Origin of the sequence: Hydrogenophaga taeniospiralis, from assembly GCF_020510445.1 — a bacterium.
GTDB lineage: Bacteria > Pseudomonadota > Gammaproteobacteria > Burkholderiales > Burkholderiaceae_C > Hydrogenophaga.
In genome coordinates, this window is the sequence record NZ_JAHBAG010000001.1 from 4,880,953 (window position 1) to 4,897,992 (window position 17,040).

Annotated in this window: 16 protein-coding genes; 11 read left to right on the forward strand and 5 right to left on the reverse strand. The window is 67.2% G+C overall.

Annotated features, from left to right (window positions below; genetic code table 11):
* Window positions 1-27 precede the first annotated feature (27 nt).
* From uca to KIH07_RS23410, 6 genes are all read left to right on the forward strand, one after another.
* Window positions 28-3,648, forward strand: a complete 3,621-nt coding sequence (gene uca, locus KIH07_RS23385) for an urea carboxylase (RefSeq protein WP_226494242.1) — start codon at window positions 28-30, stop codon at window positions 3,646-3,648.
* A 33-nt stretch (window positions 3,649-3,681) separates the two neighbouring features.
* Window positions 3,682-5,505: an allophanate hydrolase gene (gene atzF / locus KIH07_RS23390; RefSeq protein ID WP_226494243.1), complete on the forward strand. Its 1,824-nt coding sequence runs from the start codon at window positions 3,682-3,684 to the stop codon at window positions 5,503-5,505.
* Between the two features lie 114 nt (window positions 5,506-5,619).
* Complete coding sequence (locus KIH07_RS23395; protein WP_226494244.1) at window positions 5,620-6,396, forward strand: hypothetical protein; 777 nt, start codon at window positions 5,620-5,622, stop codon at window positions 6,394-6,396.
* 84 nt (window positions 6,397-6,480) lie between these two features.
* Window positions 6,481-6,993 (forward strand): hypothetical protein, encoded by a 513-nt coding sequence (locus KIH07_RS23400; RefSeq protein ID WP_226494245.1) that lies wholly within the window; start codon window positions 6,481-6,483, stop codon window positions 6,991-6,993.
* Window positions 6,994-7,066: 73 nt separating this feature from the next.
* Window positions 7,067-7,744 carry a DUF3144 domain-containing protein gene (locus KIH07_RS23405; RefSeq protein WP_226494246.1) on the forward strand — a complete coding sequence of 226 codons (678 nt, stop codon included), beginning with the start codon at window positions 7,067-7,069 and terminating at the stop codon, window positions 7,742-7,744.
* The gene (locus tag KIH07_RS23410) at window positions 7,745-8,164 is read left to right on the forward strand and encodes a hypothetical protein (RefSeq protein ID WP_226494247.1); all 420 of its coding nucleotides are present in this window, start codon (window positions 7,745-7,747) and stop codon (window positions 8,162-8,164) included.
* Window positions 8,165-8,279: 115 nt separating this feature from the next.
* On the opposite strand, the gene KIH07_RS23415 is transcribed toward KIH07_RS23410, so the two are convergent.
* A complete protein-coding gene (locus tag KIH07_RS23415; RefSeq protein ID WP_226494248.1) occupies window positions 8,280-9,245 on the reverse strand; it encodes a helix-turn-helix transcriptional regulator in 966 nt (321 codons plus the stop codon).
* Window positions 9,246-9,358: 113 nt separating this feature from the next.
* Here KIH07_RS23415 and KIH07_RS23420 point away from each other — a divergent pair, with 113 nt between their 5' ends.
* Window positions 9,359-9,964 (forward strand): glutathione S-transferase family protein, encoded by a 606-nt coding sequence (locus KIH07_RS23420; RefSeq protein WP_226494249.1) that lies wholly within the window; start codon window positions 9,359-9,361, stop codon window positions 9,962-9,964.
* Between the two features lie 55 nt (window positions 9,965-10,019).
* Here the strand turns inward: KIH07_RS23420 and KIH07_RS23425 are convergent, their stop codons facing one another.
* Window positions 10,020-10,550, reverse strand: a complete 531-nt coding sequence (locus tag KIH07_RS23425; RefSeq protein ID WP_226494250.1) for a DUF2889 domain-containing protein — start codon at window positions 10,548-10,550, stop codon at window positions 10,020-10,022.
* 238 nt (window positions 10,551-10,788) lie between these two features.
* Here KIH07_RS23425 and KIH07_RS23430 point away from each other — a divergent pair, with 238 nt between their 5' ends.
* Both KIH07_RS23430 and KIH07_RS23435 read left to right on the forward strand, forming a co-directional pair.
* Window positions 10,789-12,351, forward strand: a complete 1,563-nt coding sequence (locus tag KIH07_RS23430) for a methyl-accepting chemotaxis protein (RefSeq protein ID WP_226494251.1) — start codon at window positions 10,789-10,791, stop codon at window positions 12,349-12,351.
* A 78-nt stretch (window positions 12,352-12,429) separates the two neighbouring features.
* On the forward strand, window positions 12,430-12,942 hold the full coding sequence (locus KIH07_RS23435) for a cupin domain-containing protein (protein ID WP_226494252.1): 513 nt from the start codon (window positions 12,430-12,432) through the stop codon (window positions 12,940-12,942).
* 10 nt (window positions 12,943-12,952) lie between these two features.
* On the opposite strand, the gene KIH07_RS23440 is transcribed toward KIH07_RS23435, so the two are convergent.
* Window positions 12,953-14,158 carry a multidrug effflux MFS transporter gene (locus KIH07_RS23440; protein WP_226494253.1) on the reverse strand — a complete coding sequence of 402 codons (1,206 nt, stop codon included), beginning with the start codon at window positions 14,156-14,158 and terminating at the stop codon, window positions 12,953-12,955.
* A 108-nt stretch (window positions 14,159-14,266) separates the two neighbouring features.
* Here KIH07_RS23440 and KIH07_RS23445 point away from each other — a divergent pair, with 108 nt between their 5' ends.
* Both KIH07_RS23445 and KIH07_RS23450 read left to right on the forward strand, forming a co-directional pair.
* Window positions 14,267-14,734 carry an EVE domain-containing protein gene (locus KIH07_RS23445; RefSeq protein WP_226494254.1) on the forward strand — a complete coding sequence of 156 codons (468 nt, stop codon included), beginning with the start codon at window positions 14,267-14,269 and terminating at the stop codon, window positions 14,732-14,734.
* 171 nt (window positions 14,735-14,905) lie between these two features.
* Window positions 14,906-16,099 carry a Fic family protein gene (locus tag KIH07_RS23450; RefSeq protein WP_226494255.1) on the forward strand — a complete coding sequence of 398 codons (1,194 nt, stop codon included), beginning with the start codon at window positions 14,906-14,908 and terminating at the stop codon, window positions 16,097-16,099.
* Between the two features lie 5 nt (window positions 16,100-16,104).
* Here the strand turns inward: KIH07_RS23450 and KIH07_RS23455 are convergent, their stop codons facing one another.
* Both KIH07_RS23455 and KIH07_RS23460 read right to left on the reverse strand, forming a co-directional pair.
* Window positions 16,105-16,386, reverse strand: coding sequence for a DUF2277 domain-containing protein (locus KIH07_RS23455; RefSeq protein WP_226494256.1), 282 nt, complete (start codon window positions 16,384-16,386; stop codon window positions 16,105-16,107).
* A gap of 107 nt (window positions 16,387-16,493) precedes the next feature.
* Window positions 16,494-16,922, reverse strand: a complete 429-nt coding sequence (locus KIH07_RS23460) for an ankyrin repeat domain-containing protein (protein WP_226494257.1) — start codon at window positions 16,920-16,922, stop codon at window positions 16,494-16,496.
* Window positions 16,923-17,040 lie beyond the last annotated feature (118 nt).

Below are 17,040 nucleotides of genomic sequence, written 5' to 3' on the forward strand. Positions count from 1 at the left end.
TGCCCTCTCGAATCCAAGGTTGACCCCATGTTCAGCAAGGTCCTGATTGCCAACCGCGGCGCCATCGCCTGCCGCATCATCCGCACGCTCAAAGCACTGGGTCTGCAGAGCGTGGCCGTGTATTCCGAAGCCGACGCGCAGGCGCGCCATGTGCGCGAGGCACACGAGGCCTACCTGCTCGGCCCGGCGCCCGCGGCCGAGAGCTATCTGCGCGCCGACCGCATCCTGCAGATTGCGAAGGACTGCGGCGCGCAGGCCATCCACCCCGGCTACGGTTTCCTGTCTGAAAACCCGGGCTTCGCCGAAGCCTGCGAGGCCGCGGGCATCGCCTTCATCGGCCCCACGCCAGCGCAGATGCGCGCCTTTGGCCTGAAGCACACGGCGCGTGATCTGGCGCAGCTTCGCGGCGTGCCGCTGCTGCCGGGCTCGGGTCTGCTCAGCGATCTGGCGCAGGCGCAGACCGAGGCACAGCGCATCGGCTTCCCGGTGATGCTCAAGAGCACGGCGGGCGGCGGCGGCATCGGCATGCGGCTGGTGTGGAACGCTGCCGAACTCGCCGACGCGTTCGAGAGCGTGGGCCGCCTCGCGCAGGCCAACTTCAAGGACGCCGGCCTGTTCCTGGAAAAGTACGTGGAGCAGGCGCGCCACATCGAGGTGCAGGTGTTCGGCGACGGCGCGGGCGGCGTGATCGCGCTGGGCGAGCGCGACTGTTCGGTGCAGCGGCGCAACCAGAAGGTGATCGAAGAAACCCCGGCGCCGGGCCTGAGCGACGCGCAGCGCAGCGAGCTGCACGCCACCGCCGTGCGGCTGGCGCAGGCGGTGGACTACCGCTCGGCCGGCACGGTGGAGTTCGTCTACGACGCGGCCACCGGCGCCTTCTATTTTCTGGAGGTGAACACGCGCCTGCAGGTGGAGCACGGCGTGACCGAGCAGGTGAGCGGCGTGGACCTCGTGGCCTGGATGCTGCAGCTCGCCGCGGGCGACCTGCCGCCGCTGGACACGCTGCAACCCGTGCTACGCGGTGCGTCCATCCAGGTGCGGCTCTACGCCGAAGACCCGGCGCGCAACTTCCAGCCCTGCGCGGGGCTGCTCACCGAAGTGGTGTTCCCTTCCGACGCCCGCGTGGACGGCTGGGTCGAACGCGGCACCGAAGTGCCCGCCTGGTACGACCCCATGCTGGCCAAGCTCATCGTCACCGCCGACACCCGCGAGCAGGCGCTCTTGAAGATGGAGGCCGCGCTGGACGCGACGCGCCTGGCCGGCATCGAAACCAACCTGGGCTACCTACGCCAGGTGGTGCGCAGCGCGGTGTTCCGTGAAGGCCGGCAGGTCACGCGCTTCCTCAACAGCTTCGAGTACCGGCCCGCGACCATCGAGGTGCTGGAGCCGGGCGTGCAGACCAGCGTGCAGGACTGGCCGGGCCGAACCGGCTACTGGGACGTGGGCGTGCCGCCCAGCGGCCCGATGGACGCCTACGCGCACCGCCTGGCCAACCAGCTGGTGGGCAATCCGCCCGACGCCGCCGCGCTGGAGATCACGCTCGCCGGCCCCACGCTGCGCTTCAACACCGACGCCGTGGTGGCCGTGACCGGCGCGCCGGTGAAGCTCACGCTCGACGGTCAGCCAGTGGCCATGTGGCAGGCGCTTCAAGTGAAAGCGGGCAGCACGCTGGCCGTGGGCCGCACTGAAGCGGGCGTGCGCCTCGCGCTCGCCGTGGCTGGCGGGCTGGACGTGCCGGCCTACCTGGGCAGCCGCAGCACCTTCACGCTCGGCCAGTTCGGCGGGCATGCGGGGCGGCATCTGCGCGCGGGCGATGTGCTGCACCTCGCGGGCACGGCCACGCCAGTGGCGGCGGCCACACCCGCAGCGCTGATCCCCACCTACAGCCACCACTGGGACGTGGGCGTGCTCTACGGACCGCACGGCGCACCCGACTTCTTCCAGCCCGACGACATCGCCACCTTCTTCGCCACGGACTGGAAGGTGCACCACAACAGCAGCCGCACGGGCGTGCGCCTGATCGGCCCCCGGCCCCAGTGGGCGCGGGCCGACGGCGGCGAGGCCGGGCTGCACCCGTCGAACATCCACGACAACGCCTACGCCATCGGCGCGATCGACTTCACCGGCGACATGCCCGTGATCCTTGGGCCCGATGGCCCCAGCCTCGGCGGCTTCGTCTGCCCCGCCGTGGTGGTGAACGCCGAGCTGTGGAAACTGGGCCAACTGCGCCCGGGCGACACGGTGCGCTTCCACCGGCTCTCGCTGGCGCAGGCGGGTGAACGCGAAGCGGCGGTGGAAGCGGCGTTGTCTTCCCTGGCCGGCGCGCTGCCTGCGACGCCGAGCGACGACGCGATGGCCCACACCACACCGGTGATCTACGAAGACCCGGCGCGCGAAGACGTGCCGGCCATGGTGGTGCGCCAGGCCGGCGACCGCTACGTGCTGCTGGAATTCGGCCCGCTGGTGCTGGACATCGAGCTGCGCCTGCGCGTGCACGTGCTGATGACCGCGCTGAAAGATCGGCAGGCGCAGGGCCAGCTGCCCGGCATCATCGACATGACCCCCGGCATCCGCTCGCTGCAGGTGCACTTTGACCCCGCGCTGATCGCGCGCGACGCGCTGCTCAAGGTGCTGATCGCCACGGAGGCGGCGCTGCCGCCGGTGGACGACATGGTGGTGCCCAGCCGCACGGTGCACCTGCCGCTGTCGTGGGACGACCCGCAGACCAAGCTGGCGATTGAAAAGTACATGCAGTCGGTGCGGCCCGACGCGCCCTGGTGCCCGAGCAACATCGAGTTCATCCGCCGCATCAACGGGCTGGACAGCATTCACGAGGTGTTCAAGATCGTGTTCGAGGCGCCCTACCTCGTGCTCGGCCTGGGCGATGTGTACCTCGGCGCGCCGGTGGCCACGCCGCTGGACCCGCGCCAGCGCCTCGTGACCACCAAGTACAACCCGGCACGCACCTGGACGCCGGAGAACGCGGTGGGCATCGGCGGCGCCTACCTCTGCGTCTACGGCATGGAAGGCCCCGGCGGCTACCAGTTCGTGGGCCGCACGCTGCAGATGTGGAACCGCTGGCGCCACGGCGAGGCCGGCTCCGTGTTCGAGCAGCCCTGGCTGCTGCGCTTCTTCGACCAGATCCGCTTTTATCCCGTGAGCCAGGAAGAACTGCTGCGCATCCGCGCCGACTTCCCGCACGGCGGCTATCCGCTGCGCACCGAAGCCGGCAGCTTCAGCCTGAAAGACCACCGCCATTTCCTCGCCGACAACGCGGCCAGCATCGCCGCCTTCAGGGCCACGCAGCAGGTGGCGTTCGAAGCCGAGCGCGAGCGCTGGGCCGCCGCCGGTCTGGCCGAGGTGGCGAGCGAGGCCGACGTGGAAGCGGCCGGGCCGGACAGCGAGATCGACCTGCCCGAAGGTGGCCGCCTGATCGCCACCAGCGTGCCCGGCAACGTGTGGAAGGTTGCGGTGAGCGAGGGCCAGCAGGTGCAGGCCGGCGACGTGCTGATGGTGATCGAGTCCATGAAGATGGAGTTCAACCTGCTCGCGCCCGCCAGCGCCACCGTGCACAAGCTCATGTGCGCCCAGGGCGGCTCGGTGGCCGCCGGGCAAAACGTGCTGGTGCTGATCGACGAAACGGCCTGACCTTCATTCAAAAAAACATTCAAGGAGCCCTTCATGGACCTGAGCACCCTCTCATTCGACATCGCCAGCCTGCAGGCCGCCTACGCCGGTGGCACCCCCGTGCGCGCCGTGGTCGCCGAGGCCATGCGCCGCTGCGCCAGCGATACCAACAACGCCTTCATCCACCGCCTCACCGACGCCGAGATAGAGCCCTTCGTCGCAAGGCTCGACGGCGTGGACCCAGCGAGCCTGCCGCTCTACGGCGTGCCCTTCGCGCTGAAGGACAACATCGACCTCGCGCACATCCCCACCACCGCGGGCTGCCCACAGTTCGCCTACACCCCCGGCGAGAGCGCCTTCCTGATCCAGCAACTGGTGGCGGCCGGGGCGGTGCCGCTGGGCAAGACCAACCTCGACCAGTTCGCTACCGGCCTGAACGGCACACGTTCGCCCTACGGCGCCTGCCAGAACGCCTTCAACCCCGCGTTCATTTCGGGTGGCTCCAGCTCGGGCTCGGCGGTGAGCGTGGCCAAGGGCTGGGTGAGTTTTTCGCTGGGTACTGACACGGCCGGCTCGGGCCGCGTGCCCGCGAGCTTCAACAACCTCATCGGCCTCAAGCCCAGCATCGGCCTGCTCTCCGGCTCCGGCGTGGTGCCGGCCTGCCGGTCGGTGGACACGGTGTCGATCTTCGCGCTCACCGCCGCCGACGCGCAGGCCGTGCTCGCTGTGGCCGCCGCCTACGACGAAGCCGACGCCTTCAGCCGCGCCGCCAAGCCCTTCGGCGTGGACTTCTCGGCCGGCCCCTTCCGCTTCGGCGTGCCGCGCGCGCAAGACCTCGCCTTCTTCGGCAACGACGCGGCCTTTGCCCTCTTTGCGCAAAGCATCGAACGCCTGCATGCCCTCGGCGGCACCGCCGTCGAGATCGACCTCACCCCCTTCCTCGAAGCCGCGCGCCTGCTCTACGAAGGCCCCTGGGTGGCTGAGCGCTACGTCGCCATCCAGGACTTCATCGACGCCCAGCCCGAAGCCGTGTTCCCGCCCGTGCGCACCATCATCGAAGGCGGGCGCGGCAAGACCGCCGCCGATGCGTTCGCGGCCAGCTACAAGCTCAAAGCGCTCAAGCGCGTGTGCGATGCCGTGTGGAAAGACATTGACTGCCTGCTCACCCCCACCGCCGGCACCATCTACCGCATCGCCGACATGCAGGCCGACCCGATCCGCCTGAATTCGAACCTGGGCTACTACACCAACTTCATGAACCTGCTGGACTACGCCGCCGTCGCGGTGCCCGCAGGCTTCCAGGCCAGCGGTGACGCGCAAGGCCTGCCCTGGGGCGTGACCCTGGCCGCGCCCGCGTTCAAGGACGTGCCGCTGCTGCGCCTGGCGGATCGCTTCCACCGCGCGCAGGCGCTGTCACTCGGCGCCACCCCTGCAACGCTGACCGACACCCCCGCCATCAGCACCACCGAGCTGCCCAAAGGCAGCAACACCGCCGGCACCGTCAAGGTCGCGGTCTGCGGCGCGCACCTCAGCGGCCTGCCGCTCAACTGGCAGCTCACCCAGCGCGGCGCGCGCCTGCTCGGCGCGGTCCAGTCCGCGCCCGAGTACAAGTTCTACGCCCTCGCCGGCGGCCCGGTCCAGCGGCCCGGCATGGTGCGCGTCAACGAAGACGGTGCGGCCATAGCCATGGAAATCTGGGAGATGCCAGCCCAGCACTTTGGCAGCTTCGTGGACGGCATCCCCGCCCCGCTGGGCATTGGCAAGGTGAAGCTGGCGGACGGCAGTTGGGTCAGCGGCTTCGTGTGCGAAGCGCTGGGGGCCGAGGGAGGCTCAGACATCACGGCGCTGGGCAGCTGGCGTGCTTGGTTGGCACGCTGAAACTGACCGAACAACGGCACCGATCTGCTGCGTTCTGGGCGGGTTGACGATCGCCATGTTGATATCCTGTGCTCCACTGTGCCAATGCGATTGGCGTCATAGGAGCAAGGATCAATGTCGATTCCCACACAAGTTCAGGAGTTGATCGACGGAAGTGGCAACAACTTCCATGCCAAGGTGGCTCGTTGGTTCATGACGGAAGGCTGGAAAGTCAGTGTCAGCCCCTACTACATGGATCAGACGCAGCAAAAGGCCAGAGAACTTGATCTCGTTGTAGAGAAGTCGATGCCAGTGCGGGGAGGTTTTGGCGACCCGGTTGGCGACGTTGTCGTCCGTCTGTTCGTTGAATGCAAGTTTGTCCCCGGATATTCGGTCTTCTGGTTCACCAGCAAGAACAGGAAGGCCGTTGAAGGCGTCGTATGCAACAGTGGCCACTTTCGCGAAAACAACCTGTACACCAACCAACACCACTATCTTGTTGGAGACCGGGTCGCAAAGCTGTTCACGTCATCGAACAACCGTGGTCAAGAGGGCGAGCCCTTCTACAAGGCTTTGAATCAAGCTCTGAATGGGCTCGTCTCTCTTCGCACGCAGCCCGCGAAAGGGAGTCGCCCAGAAGGATCTTCATCTCGAGTCTTGGCCGTTTTGGATTTCCCGATTGTTGTTTGCAGCTCGTTTGCCAACCTGTACTCCGCCGACTTTGATGGTCAACGCGATCCAAGCGAGATTAGAGACAACTTTCAGCTTGAAGTCGAGTACGCATACGTCTCACCTTCTGGCCACGCTGCCGAAGAATTGTTTCTGCTGGATTTTGTAGAGTACGACCAGTTGCCCGTCTTTGCTGCAGCATTGCAAGAGGATGCACAGGTCGCTGGTTTCCTCGCCGCGTGAACGGCACTGCTCACAGGACCGGTCACGGTCCATGAACCCATCTTGGATAGCCGTGACACCTTTGCCGTACGGGAGTCTTCTTTTATGCTGAATCTTGAAAGTTCTCGTTGGTCAGAACTTGAGCACGCCTACGGCCAAGCTTCCGACATTCCGCCTTTGCTCCGCCAACTTCATGGCTTGCCACCGTCTGCCGGGGAGTCGGAGCCGTGGTTCACCCTTTGGAGTGCCCTGGCCCATCAGGGTGATGTCTACTCAGCTTCGTTCGCCGCAGTTCCGCATGTCATTGCCACGTTGGCATCTGCGCCAGCAAAGGCCGATGCGTCGTTCTTTCATTTCCCCGCTTGGGTGGAAGTCTGCCGATCCAAGCACGGGACAGCGATTCCGGTCGACCTGGCGGGCGACTACTTCGCCTCCCTGAAGCGCCTTCCAGCGTTGGTGGCAGAGGCCGCATCCGAGCGAAACGACCCGGGCTTTGCTGCTTGTGCATTGGCTGCCGTCGCTGCAACGCTGGGCCAGCATGCAATGGCCGAGGTCATTCTCGAAATGTCGTCTCCCGGACTCGCGCTTGATGTCCTTGGGTGGTTCGACGGCCATTGATGCCCAAGCCACTCTTTCTTCGTTCCCTTCAAGAACCCGCCGAACAACCTTCAGCGCCATACGGGAGAACCCCATGGGTGTCGACCTCAACAAAGACCCAACCTTCTTTGATCGCGCGGATGCTCACATCCGGCTCGCCAACGAACACTGCTCCGACACCGGGCGAGGCAAAGTCAGCGCTTCGCTGATGTACGGTTGCGCAAGGTTTCAGGCATGGAACGCCGCAACCTGGGCCGAAGATGTCGAAGCCTTGAAGGCCAAGCGCAACGAGACCGTCAAGTACTTTGTCGAGCAATACCAGGCCATGCTCGAGGAGAACCTCGATGACTACATCGGCAACTTCGAGCAGTACATGCACCCAGAGGAGCAGCAGAAGCCGCCGAGCACCATCCTTGAACGGTATGTCGCAGGCGAGCGCTCGTTTGCTTCGGAGAGCTTTGGCGACGAGGTCCATGACCTGGCAGGCGCGACGTTGGACGGCGCAGACTTTTCCAGTTGCTTCATCGTTGCAGACTTCCGGGGCGCCAGCTTGCAGCGGGTCAGTTTCAGGAACGCAAACGTCAAGACATGCGATTTCACCGGAGCCAATCTTCTGGATGCGTCATTTGAAGGCGCTGCCATTGATGGTGCGAGGTTTGACGGTGCGTCGCTTTCGGGCACCTCATTCGCAGGTGCATCCGAACAAGGTCACATCTATGGTCCGAACGAACTTCCTCAGCTGAGTGATCCTGAGCACACGCCTGATACCTAAATGCAAAACCTCGACACCCCATCTCGAACCGATCAGCTCGTAGCGCCGGACAAGAAGCTGCCTGGACGTCGAATTCGTATCGTCTTCTACGTTTTCCTCTGCTTGGCAGCCTCGCTGGTTCCGCACGTCTTGGCCCTCGCGCAGTACCCGACTTTGGAGGGTGATGGAGCCGACGTCATCAGAGCACTGGGAGGCTTGCTCGCGCTTGCAGTTCTCACGTTCCCGGTCGGCGTTGTAGCTGTACTGCTTTGGATCCCGCTGGTCACGTCAGGCGTTGCATCCCCTTTTGAAGCGGTCTCTGGACTTTTGCCCTTGTTTGTATTTCTCGGCTACAAGCAATGGTTCGTGTGGATTCCGAAGTTTGTGCTTCGCAACTCGAAAGCGGCCAAACTTGAAAAGCCGGGTTCGGAAGTCTCCTGAGCCAGCTCCTTCCGGTCGTCCCAGGCAGTCGCCCACCGCGAATGCTGTAGCCACTCATCCGTCAACAGGGAGCAGCGGCACCCACCCCTTTGCCACCAAGTGCAGATACAGCCGGTCAGCCAGCCCGCGCCAGGCTGCGCGCCACGCGCTCGCTGGCCCGGCGCAGCCGCTCCTTGAGCACGGGTGGCTCCAGCACATCAAAGTCCACGTCCAGCGCCATGAGCCAGTAGACCAGCGAGTCCAGCTGGCCCGCGCCACAAAGCATGAGGCAATGTGCGTCGTCGATGGCCTCCAGCGTGGCGGCGGATGGGGGGATGGTGCGCAGCATCACCTCGCGCGATTGGTGCAGCACCACGCGCGCTTGGTCGCCCTGCTGGTGCACGCCGGCCATGGCCCCGGTGACGTAGGTGCGCAGGTCGCCCGCGGGCGGCGGGCGTGGCGCGAAGTGCGCGCCGGTGCGGGGCGTGCCCTGCACGCGGTCGATGCGGAAGGTGCGCCAGTCGTCGCGCGCCGGGTCCCAGGCCACGAGGTACCAGTGGTTGCCGGTGTGCACCAGCCCGTGCGGCTGCACCTGGCGCACGCTGGCCTGGCCGCGCAGGTCGCGGTAGCTGAAGCCCACCTGCAGCTGGTCTCGGCAGGCAGTGGCGAGCGTGGCCAGCACGCCGGCATCGATGGTGGGCCCCATGCGCTGCACGGGCACGATGGCCGAGCGCAGCGCGTGCGTGCGGCGGCGCAGGCGGGTGGGCATCACCTGCTCCAGTTTCACCAGCGCACGCAGCGAGCTTTCTTCCACGCCGCTCACGGTGCCGGCCGCGGCGATCTGCAGGGCAATGGCCACCGCCAGCGCCTCTTCGTCGTCCAGCAGCAGCGGCGGCAGCGACTGCCCCGCGCGAAACGCATAGCCGCCCGCCACGCCACTGCTGGCGTGAATGGGGTAGCCGAGCTGACGCAGCCGGTCGATGTCGCGCCGCAGCGTGCGCGGGTGCACCTCCAGCCGCTCGGCCAGCTCAGGGCCAGCCCAGTGGCTGCGGGTCTGCAGCAGCGACAGCACCCGCAGCAGGCGCGAAGACGATGAAAGCATGTTCGCACTCTAACTTTTATTGCGGGCCGAAGCTGTCCGCAGTGGGCGCGACATTGTGGCCACGGGTTCGGCACGGTGTCGAGCCCGCCACTCACACCTCAAAGGAGCCCTTCATGTCCCAAATCGTTCTCTACTGGCACCCCATGTCCAGCGCCACCCCCGTCGCCTGCGCCCTCGCCGAACTCGGCGTGCCGCACGAGCGCGTCAAGGTCGACATCACCACCGGTGAGCAGCGCCAGCCCGACTTCCTGGCCCTGAACCCCAATGGCAAGGTGCCCACCTTGACGGTGGACGGCGCGCCGATGTTCGAGGCGCTGGCGATCGAGATGTGGCTGGGACAGACCTACGGTGTCCAGCGCGGTCTGTGGCCCGCCGAAGGCACGCCCGAACGCCTGCAGGCCATGGCCTGGAGCACCTGGTCCTACGTGACCTACGGTGCGCAGGTGTTTCGACTGCAGGCCTCGAAAAACATGGGCACGCCCGACGACGCCCACGGCACCGCGGCGCGCAAAGGCCTTGACGAACTGCTCACCGTGCTCGATGGGCGCCTGAACCAGAAGCCCTGGTTGCTCGGCGATGCCTACACGCTGGCCGACCTGATCGTGGCGTCGGTGATCGGCTACAGCGTCTACCTCGGCGCACCGGTGGACCAGCACCCGACCACGCTGGCCTGGCTGCAGAAGGTGCAGGCGCGTCCGTCGATGCAGATAGACGCCTGACCAGACGATGTGATTCCCGCCTTGTTCGCGGATGAATCGGCCCACCAGCGCCGGCTCAGGCCACCGGCTTGGCTTTCACCGGCGGCTGCCAGCGGAAGAACATGGGGTAGACCTTTTCCACCACCGGGCCGTTGAAGTCCCAAGCCAGGCACTGGCCCAGGTGCATCGGCGGGCGGCCGTCGGCGGTGGGCGCGAACGACGCCGAGCGGGTCTGGAACGCGGCGGTGGCCAGGTTGAACAGCAGCTCGCGCAGGTGGGTGCAGCCCTGGATGCCGCCCAGGTGGCGCTCGATGGTCTTGCGCCAGCCGCGCCCCAGCGTCTCGCCGATCAGGCGGCGCATCGGCTCCATAGCCTGCGGGCAGGGATCGTGCGGGTGCGCGTCCATGGCCACCGCGATGTCGCGGATCACCATCGCGTCGTCCAGCGTCACGCGGATGTGCATGTGGTGGATCGGCTCGTGGGGCGCCCACTTGCCCTCGCCTTCGATCTCGAAGGCATGGGGTTTGGTGTCGAGCATTTCGCCTTCGATATCCCACAGACCATCGTCGCGCTGGAACCCGCGGTACTCGACCTTGCGGGTGTGCATGGGTTGGCGGGGCTGGGGTGCGGGCAATGGCAAAACGGGACCTCTGGAGAAAGCGGGGCAGGCCGCGATTTTCGCCGATGGCCTTCCCGCGTGCTGGCCGCTGGCATATGCCCCGTCTCCGGGGCCCCACCGTAGTTCCACCGGCACCGCGTCCTAGTTCCATCGGGGTATTCAGATCGCGCAAGGCCTGCCGATACAGGCTCCACAAAGCCGTGGAGTTCACGGCAGGGAGGAATTCATGGGAGTGATTTCAAGCTTGCGCATTGGCGCGCGTCTGGCGCTGGGCTTCGGCCTGATGCTGTTGCTCATTGCCGGACTGATCGTTTCGGCTTACTTTTCGCTGCAGCGCATCGGAGAAGAAAACAGCCAGTTGATCGACCAGGAGCTGGTCAAGGTGTCGGCGGTTTCCGTGATCGACACCACCACGAGGGCCAACGGACTCAACACCACCGAGCTGCTGCTGGTGGAGCCCGCGCAGTTGCCCGTGATCCAGGCCCGCATGCAGAAAAACCGCACGGCGATCGACGAAGCGCTGAAGACACTGGACCGGTTGGTGGTGCTGCCACAGGGCCGGGCCGCGCTGACGGAACTGCAAACAGCGCGTGCAGCCTACGTGGCCTCGTTCGTGAAGATCGCGCCGCTGGTGCAGGCGGGCCAGATCGACGAAGCGCGGCAACTGGTGCGCAACGAAACCCTGCCAGCGCTGGGCCGGCTGCAGCAGCCGATCGACACCCTGCGCCAGCTGCAGGACACGCTGGCGCAGCAGCGCGGCGCCACCGTGACGCATGACATCGTCAGCACCCGCAAGCTCATGCTGGTGCTGGGCGGGATCGCGATGGTGCTGGGCCTGGGCGCTGCGGTCGTGCTGACGCGCAGCATCGTGCGGCCCCTGAGGGAGGGCGTGGCGGTGGCCAACCGCATCGCCGCGGGCGACCTCACGCAGCCGGTGCAGGCCAGCGGCCGCGACGAGGTGGCCGACCTGCTGCGCGCGCTTGGCACCATGCAGGCGGGCCTGTGCCGGCTGGTCTCGCAGGTGCACCGGGGGGTGGAGCATGTGGGCTCGGCGTCTTCGCAGATCGCCAGCGCCAACAAGGACCTGAGCGGCCGCACCGAGGCACAGGCCAGCGCGCTGGAGCAGTCGGCCGCGGCCATGGAACAGCTCACCAGCACCATCGCCCTCAACGCGGACAACGCGCAGGAGGCCCGCACGCTGGCGGTGAACGCCTCGACCGTGGCCGAGGCCGGCGGTGAAACGGTGGGCGCGGTGGTGCGCACCATGCGCAGCATCGACGAGTCGTCGCGGCGCATCGGCGAAATCATCGGCGTGATCGACGGCATCGCGTTCCAGACCAATATCCTCGCGCTCAACGCGGCGGTGGAAGCCGCGCGCGCCGGCGAACAGGGCCGGGGCTTCGCCGTGGTGGCCGCCGAGGTGCGCGCGCTGGCCGGCCGCTCGGCCGAGGCGGCGCGGCAGATCAAGCAACTGATCACGGCGAGCCTGGACCAGGTGAGTTCGGGCACCACGCTGGCCGATCAGGCCGGGCACGCCATGACCGACGTTGTGGGCGCCATCAAGCGCGTGAGCCAGTTGGTGGTGGACATCTCCACGGCCATGCGGGAGCAGAGCACCGGCGTCAGCCAGGTGGGCGAGGCCATCACGCAGCTGGACCAGACCACGCAGCAGAACGCGGCGCTGGTGGAAGAAACGGCGGCGGCCTCGCAAAGCCTGGACGATCAGGCGCGCCACCTGGTGACGTCGGTCGGGGTGTTCCGCATCGGTGCCGTGGCACAACCGGCCTGATGGTGGGGCGATGCCCCGGGGGGCTGCGCCAGCGCGGCCAGGCTGGCACACTGGGACTCCCCCGCCAGGAGACCCGCCATGACACACCCACACGACCCCGACCCCCTGCATTCGCACGGCCATGACCGCGAACCGGCCTGGAAACACGACGGCGTGCGCGTGGTGCCGGGCAACCAGCTCGATGGCAACGTGCCGAGCACACCGGGCATGGACCGCAAGGCCGCGATCAACTTCGCGCGCGTGGGCGCGCAGAAGCTCTGGGCCGGCACCGTGACGATCCACGCCAACGCCAAGACCGGCGCCCACCACCACGGCCCGCTGGAGAGCGTGATCTACGTCGTGAAGGGCCGCGCGCGCATGCGCTGGGGCGAGCATCTGGAGTTCACCGCCGAGGCCGACCCGGGCGATTTCATCTACGTGCCGCCCTACGTGCCGCACCAGGAGATCAACGCCAGCGCCACCGAAACCCTGGAATGCGTGCTCTGCCGCAGCGACGGCCAGGCCGTGGCGGTGAACCTGGACATCGAGCCGGTGGAGAAGCCCGAGCAGGTGCTGTGGGTGGATCCGACGCACCCGCACGGCGGGGTTTGAGCGCGGGTGCTCAGTGCGCGCGCGCCTGGTGCCGGTGCAGCAGCCACTGCGCGAAGGCCCCGCACAGCGCCAGGCCCAGCATCAGCCAGCCGAGGTTGAGCGCGCCCTCGTGCCGGAACAGGCCGACGGCAAAACCGCCGACGGCGCCCATCATCTGCTGCATCAGGCCGGCCACCGCCGCGGCCGAGCCCGCCAGCGCGGGCACCAGGCCCACCGTGCCCGCGAGCGCCGGCGGCACCAGCAAACCGTGGCCGATGCCCACCAGCATCAGTGGCAATGAAAACGCCAGCGGCGTGTTCAGCTCGGCCAGGGCCAGCACCACCACCAGGCCGATGCCCGCCAGCGTGCAGCCCTGACCGAGCCGCATCATCACGCGCTCGCCGGTGCGGTGCGCCATGTGCGACGCGAGGTAATTGCCCACGATGTAGGCGCCCGGCACACACATGATGTAGTAGCCGATGCCGTCGGGCCGCACGCCGTAGCTGCCCAGCACGATGGGGGCGCCGCCCAGGAAGGCGTAGAAGGTGGCCGTGGTCATGGAGAGCAGGGCCACGGACAGGATGAACGCCCGCTCACGGCCCAGCCGCGCGTATGAGGACAGCATGGCGCGCAGCCAGTGCGGCTGCGCGGCGGTGGTCTTCTGGTGGTCGGGCAAGCCGCGCCACGCAGCCACGAACAGCACCATCGCCAGCACCGCCATCACCACGAAGTTGGCCTGCCAGCCCAGGCGCACGTGCAGTTGCCCGCCGATGATGGTGGCCAGCGGCGGGCACAGGCCCATGGCCATGCCCACGAAGGCCATCACGCGCGTGCGCTCGGGGCCCTGAAACAGGTCTTGCACCATGGCGCGGCCCACCACCATGCCCGCCGCGGCGCCCGCGCCCTGCAGCACGCGCGCGGCCACCAGCAGCGGCAGGTTGGGCGCCAGCGCCGCCAGCACCGACCCCACGAACGCGACCGCCAGACCGAACAGCAGAATCTTCTTGCGCCCGATGCGGTCCGACAGCGGGCCGTAGAGCAGTTGCAGCGAACCGTAGGCCACCACAAAGCCGCTGAACGTGAGCTGCACCGCCGCCTGGCCGGTGCCGAAGATGGCGCCCCACTCCTGCATCGAAGGCAGGCAGATCGTCATGGCCAGCAGGCCAAACGCGAGCTGGGCCAGCAGGTTGGCGATCAGCAGGCCGTGGGGGGCGGTGCGCGCTGGAGAGGGTGGCATGTGGTGGCGTTTCGGTCGGGGCGGCGAACCGCGTAGGCTAACCGCAATGCGCGCAGGGTGCTGTCACCGGGTATCGCGTCGGCCGTCCGGTCCCGATAAGATGCCGCGATGACCCAGTACTGGCTGATGAAGTCCGAGCCCGAAGAGTGCTCGATCGACGACGCGCTGGCCGCCCCGCAGGCTACCGTGCCCTGGACCGGCGTGCGCAACTACCAGGCCCGCAACTTCATGCGCGACGCCATGCAGGTGGGCGACGGCGTGCTGTTCTACCACTCCAGCTGCGCCGAGCCGGGCATCGTTGGCCTGGCGCGCGTGGCCTCGGGCACCCGCCCCGATCCGACCCAGTTCGACCCCGATTCGCCCTACTTCGACGCCAAGTCCAAACCGGAAGCGCCACGCTGGCTGCTGCTGGAGGTGCAGGCGCTGAAGAAGACCCGCCCGATCGGCCTGCCCGAGATGCGCGCCACGCCCGCGCTGGCCGACATGGTGGTTCTGCAGCGCGGCAGCCGGCTGTCGATCACCCCGGTGAGCGCCGAGCACTGGCGCTGGATCACGGAGCGCATGCTGGGCGGTTGAGGCACCAGAACGCCTGCCCCTGCCACTTGGCGATGGGGAGTGGCTTGATGCGATACGCGCAGACAAAGTCGCAAATATATCCGCACGGCTTTGAAAAAACCAAGTTAAGTCATAGACTTAACCATGGTTTCAAAGTCGCAAACATTTCCGCTGTATGACCATCCATCCCAGATGGAGCCGCTGCTGCCCGGCGAACACCGCCTGGGGCCGTTGCTGGAGCAAGCCAACGACCTGATCCGCCAGGCCGACCGCCTGTCAGGCCAATGCCAACCCGGTGCACTGGGTGGTCTGCGGCGCCTGCTGCGGGCCATGAACTCGTACTACTCCAACAAGATCGAGGGCCAGCACACCCTGCCGCTGGAGATCGAGCAGGCCCTGCACGACGACTACGCGCAAGACGCCGACAAGGCCCGCCGGCAGCGGCTGGCCCTGGCCCACATCGCCACCGAGCAACAGCTCGAAACCCTCTGGCCGCAGTGGGATACGGCCCGCGTGTGGTCGGCCCAGACGGTGCAAGACATTCACCAGGACCTGTTTGCCCGCCTGCCGCAGGCGGACCTGGCCATCCCCACCGCCGATCTACCGCCCGGTGCGGTGCCCGAACGGCTGCAGCCCGGCGCACTGCGCACACAACAGGTGAGCGTGGGCCGCCACGCCGCGCCCGCCGCCGAACACCTGCCCGCCTTCCTGAACCGCTGGGCGCAGGTGTACGGGCAGGTGCGGCGCGGCGAAATGCAGGTGGTGGCCATGGCCGCAGCCCACCAGCGCCTGGCGTGGATTCACCCGTTTCGCGATGGCAACGGCCGCGTGGCACGGCTGCACAGCCATCTGGTGCTGGGCCATCTGGGTCTGAGCAACGGCCTGTGGTCGCCGCTGCGCGGTTTTGCACGCAGCCAGGAAACCTACTACGCACGGCTCGCCGCCGCCGACGAGCCGCGCGCGGGCGATCTGGATGGGCGCGGCAACCTCAGCGAACGTGGCCTGGAGCAGTGGATCGCCTACGTGCTGGGCGTGTGTCTGGACCAGGTGGGCTTCATGGCCGACACGCTCGCCCTGTCCACCATGAAAGACCGCATGGCCGCCTGCCTCGCGTTTGAAGAACAGGTGGTGAAACAAGGCGTGCGCAGCGAGGCGCTGCGCGCCCTTCACTACCTCTTTGCCACCCAGGGCGAATTGGAGCGCGCCGACTTCAAGGCCCTGCTTGGCCTGGGCGAGCGCCTGGCCACGGCGCAGGTGAGCGCCTTGCTCAAACGCGGCCTGCTGGAAACCGATTCGCCCCACGGCAAGCTGCGCCTGGGCGTGCCGCAGCATGCGCTGCGCTTTTACTTTCCGCGTTTGTGGCCGGAGGCGGAAGCGCAAGGCTGACGCCGCTACCGACGGGCGCCTTCTTCAAACCGGCGCGCCGAGCGCTCGCGCGCCTTGATCGCCTCCACCTCGCGGTTTTTCGGTTCGGCGTTCGTCACCATCGACCGGATGAGCCGCCGCGCCGAGTCCGCCACCTCGGCCACCGCGCGCTCGAACGCGGCTTCGTTCGCCTTCGACGGCACGTTGAAGCCACTGAGCTTGCGCACGAACTGCAGCGAAGCATCGCGAATCTCCAGCTCGCTGGCGGGCGGTTCGAAGTTGAACAGCGTCTTGATGTTGCGGCACATGGGGCGCTCCTGCGTTGGGGGACGACGCCATGGTACGAAGCCGGCGGCGGGGTTTCAAGCCGACGGGAGACGGTGAGCTGAGGCGAAGCTTGAGGCCTGCCTGTCGATCAAGGCTGTCTGGGCGAAGGCGCCGTTTTCGCGAGGCGCTCCCAGTCCCGCAGCGTCTGCTGCAGGCGGTTTCTGGCGTCGGGGTGGCCCGTGCTGAACGCGGCGTTCAGGCGCTTTTTCAGCGCCTCGTCGGGCGGGGGCGCGGCCGTGGCCTTGAGCCGGTCGATCAGCAGCATGACCGTCTGGAAACTCCGCGACTGGAGTGCCAGCTGCAGCATGCCCCGGCCATCGTCGGTGCGGTCGTGCACGTTCGCGCCGTGTTCGATCATGTACTTGAGCAGGCCGGCCTTGCCTTCCCGGCAAGCCCAATGCAGGGGCACCAGCCCACCATCGAGCCGGGCCGTGAAGTCGGCATCGGGGGCCAGCAGCTCGGCGGCCAGCGGCCAGGCCGAGGCCTTGATCATTTGCTGGTGTTTCCAGTCGGACATCGGGTGGGCGGGTTCGGGTGGATGCACTGTGGATTCGGGGGCCAGTGCAGTCTCTCACACCCCGGTGACTATTTCCAAAAATCCAAAACGAACGCCTCACCCACACCGATAAACTGCC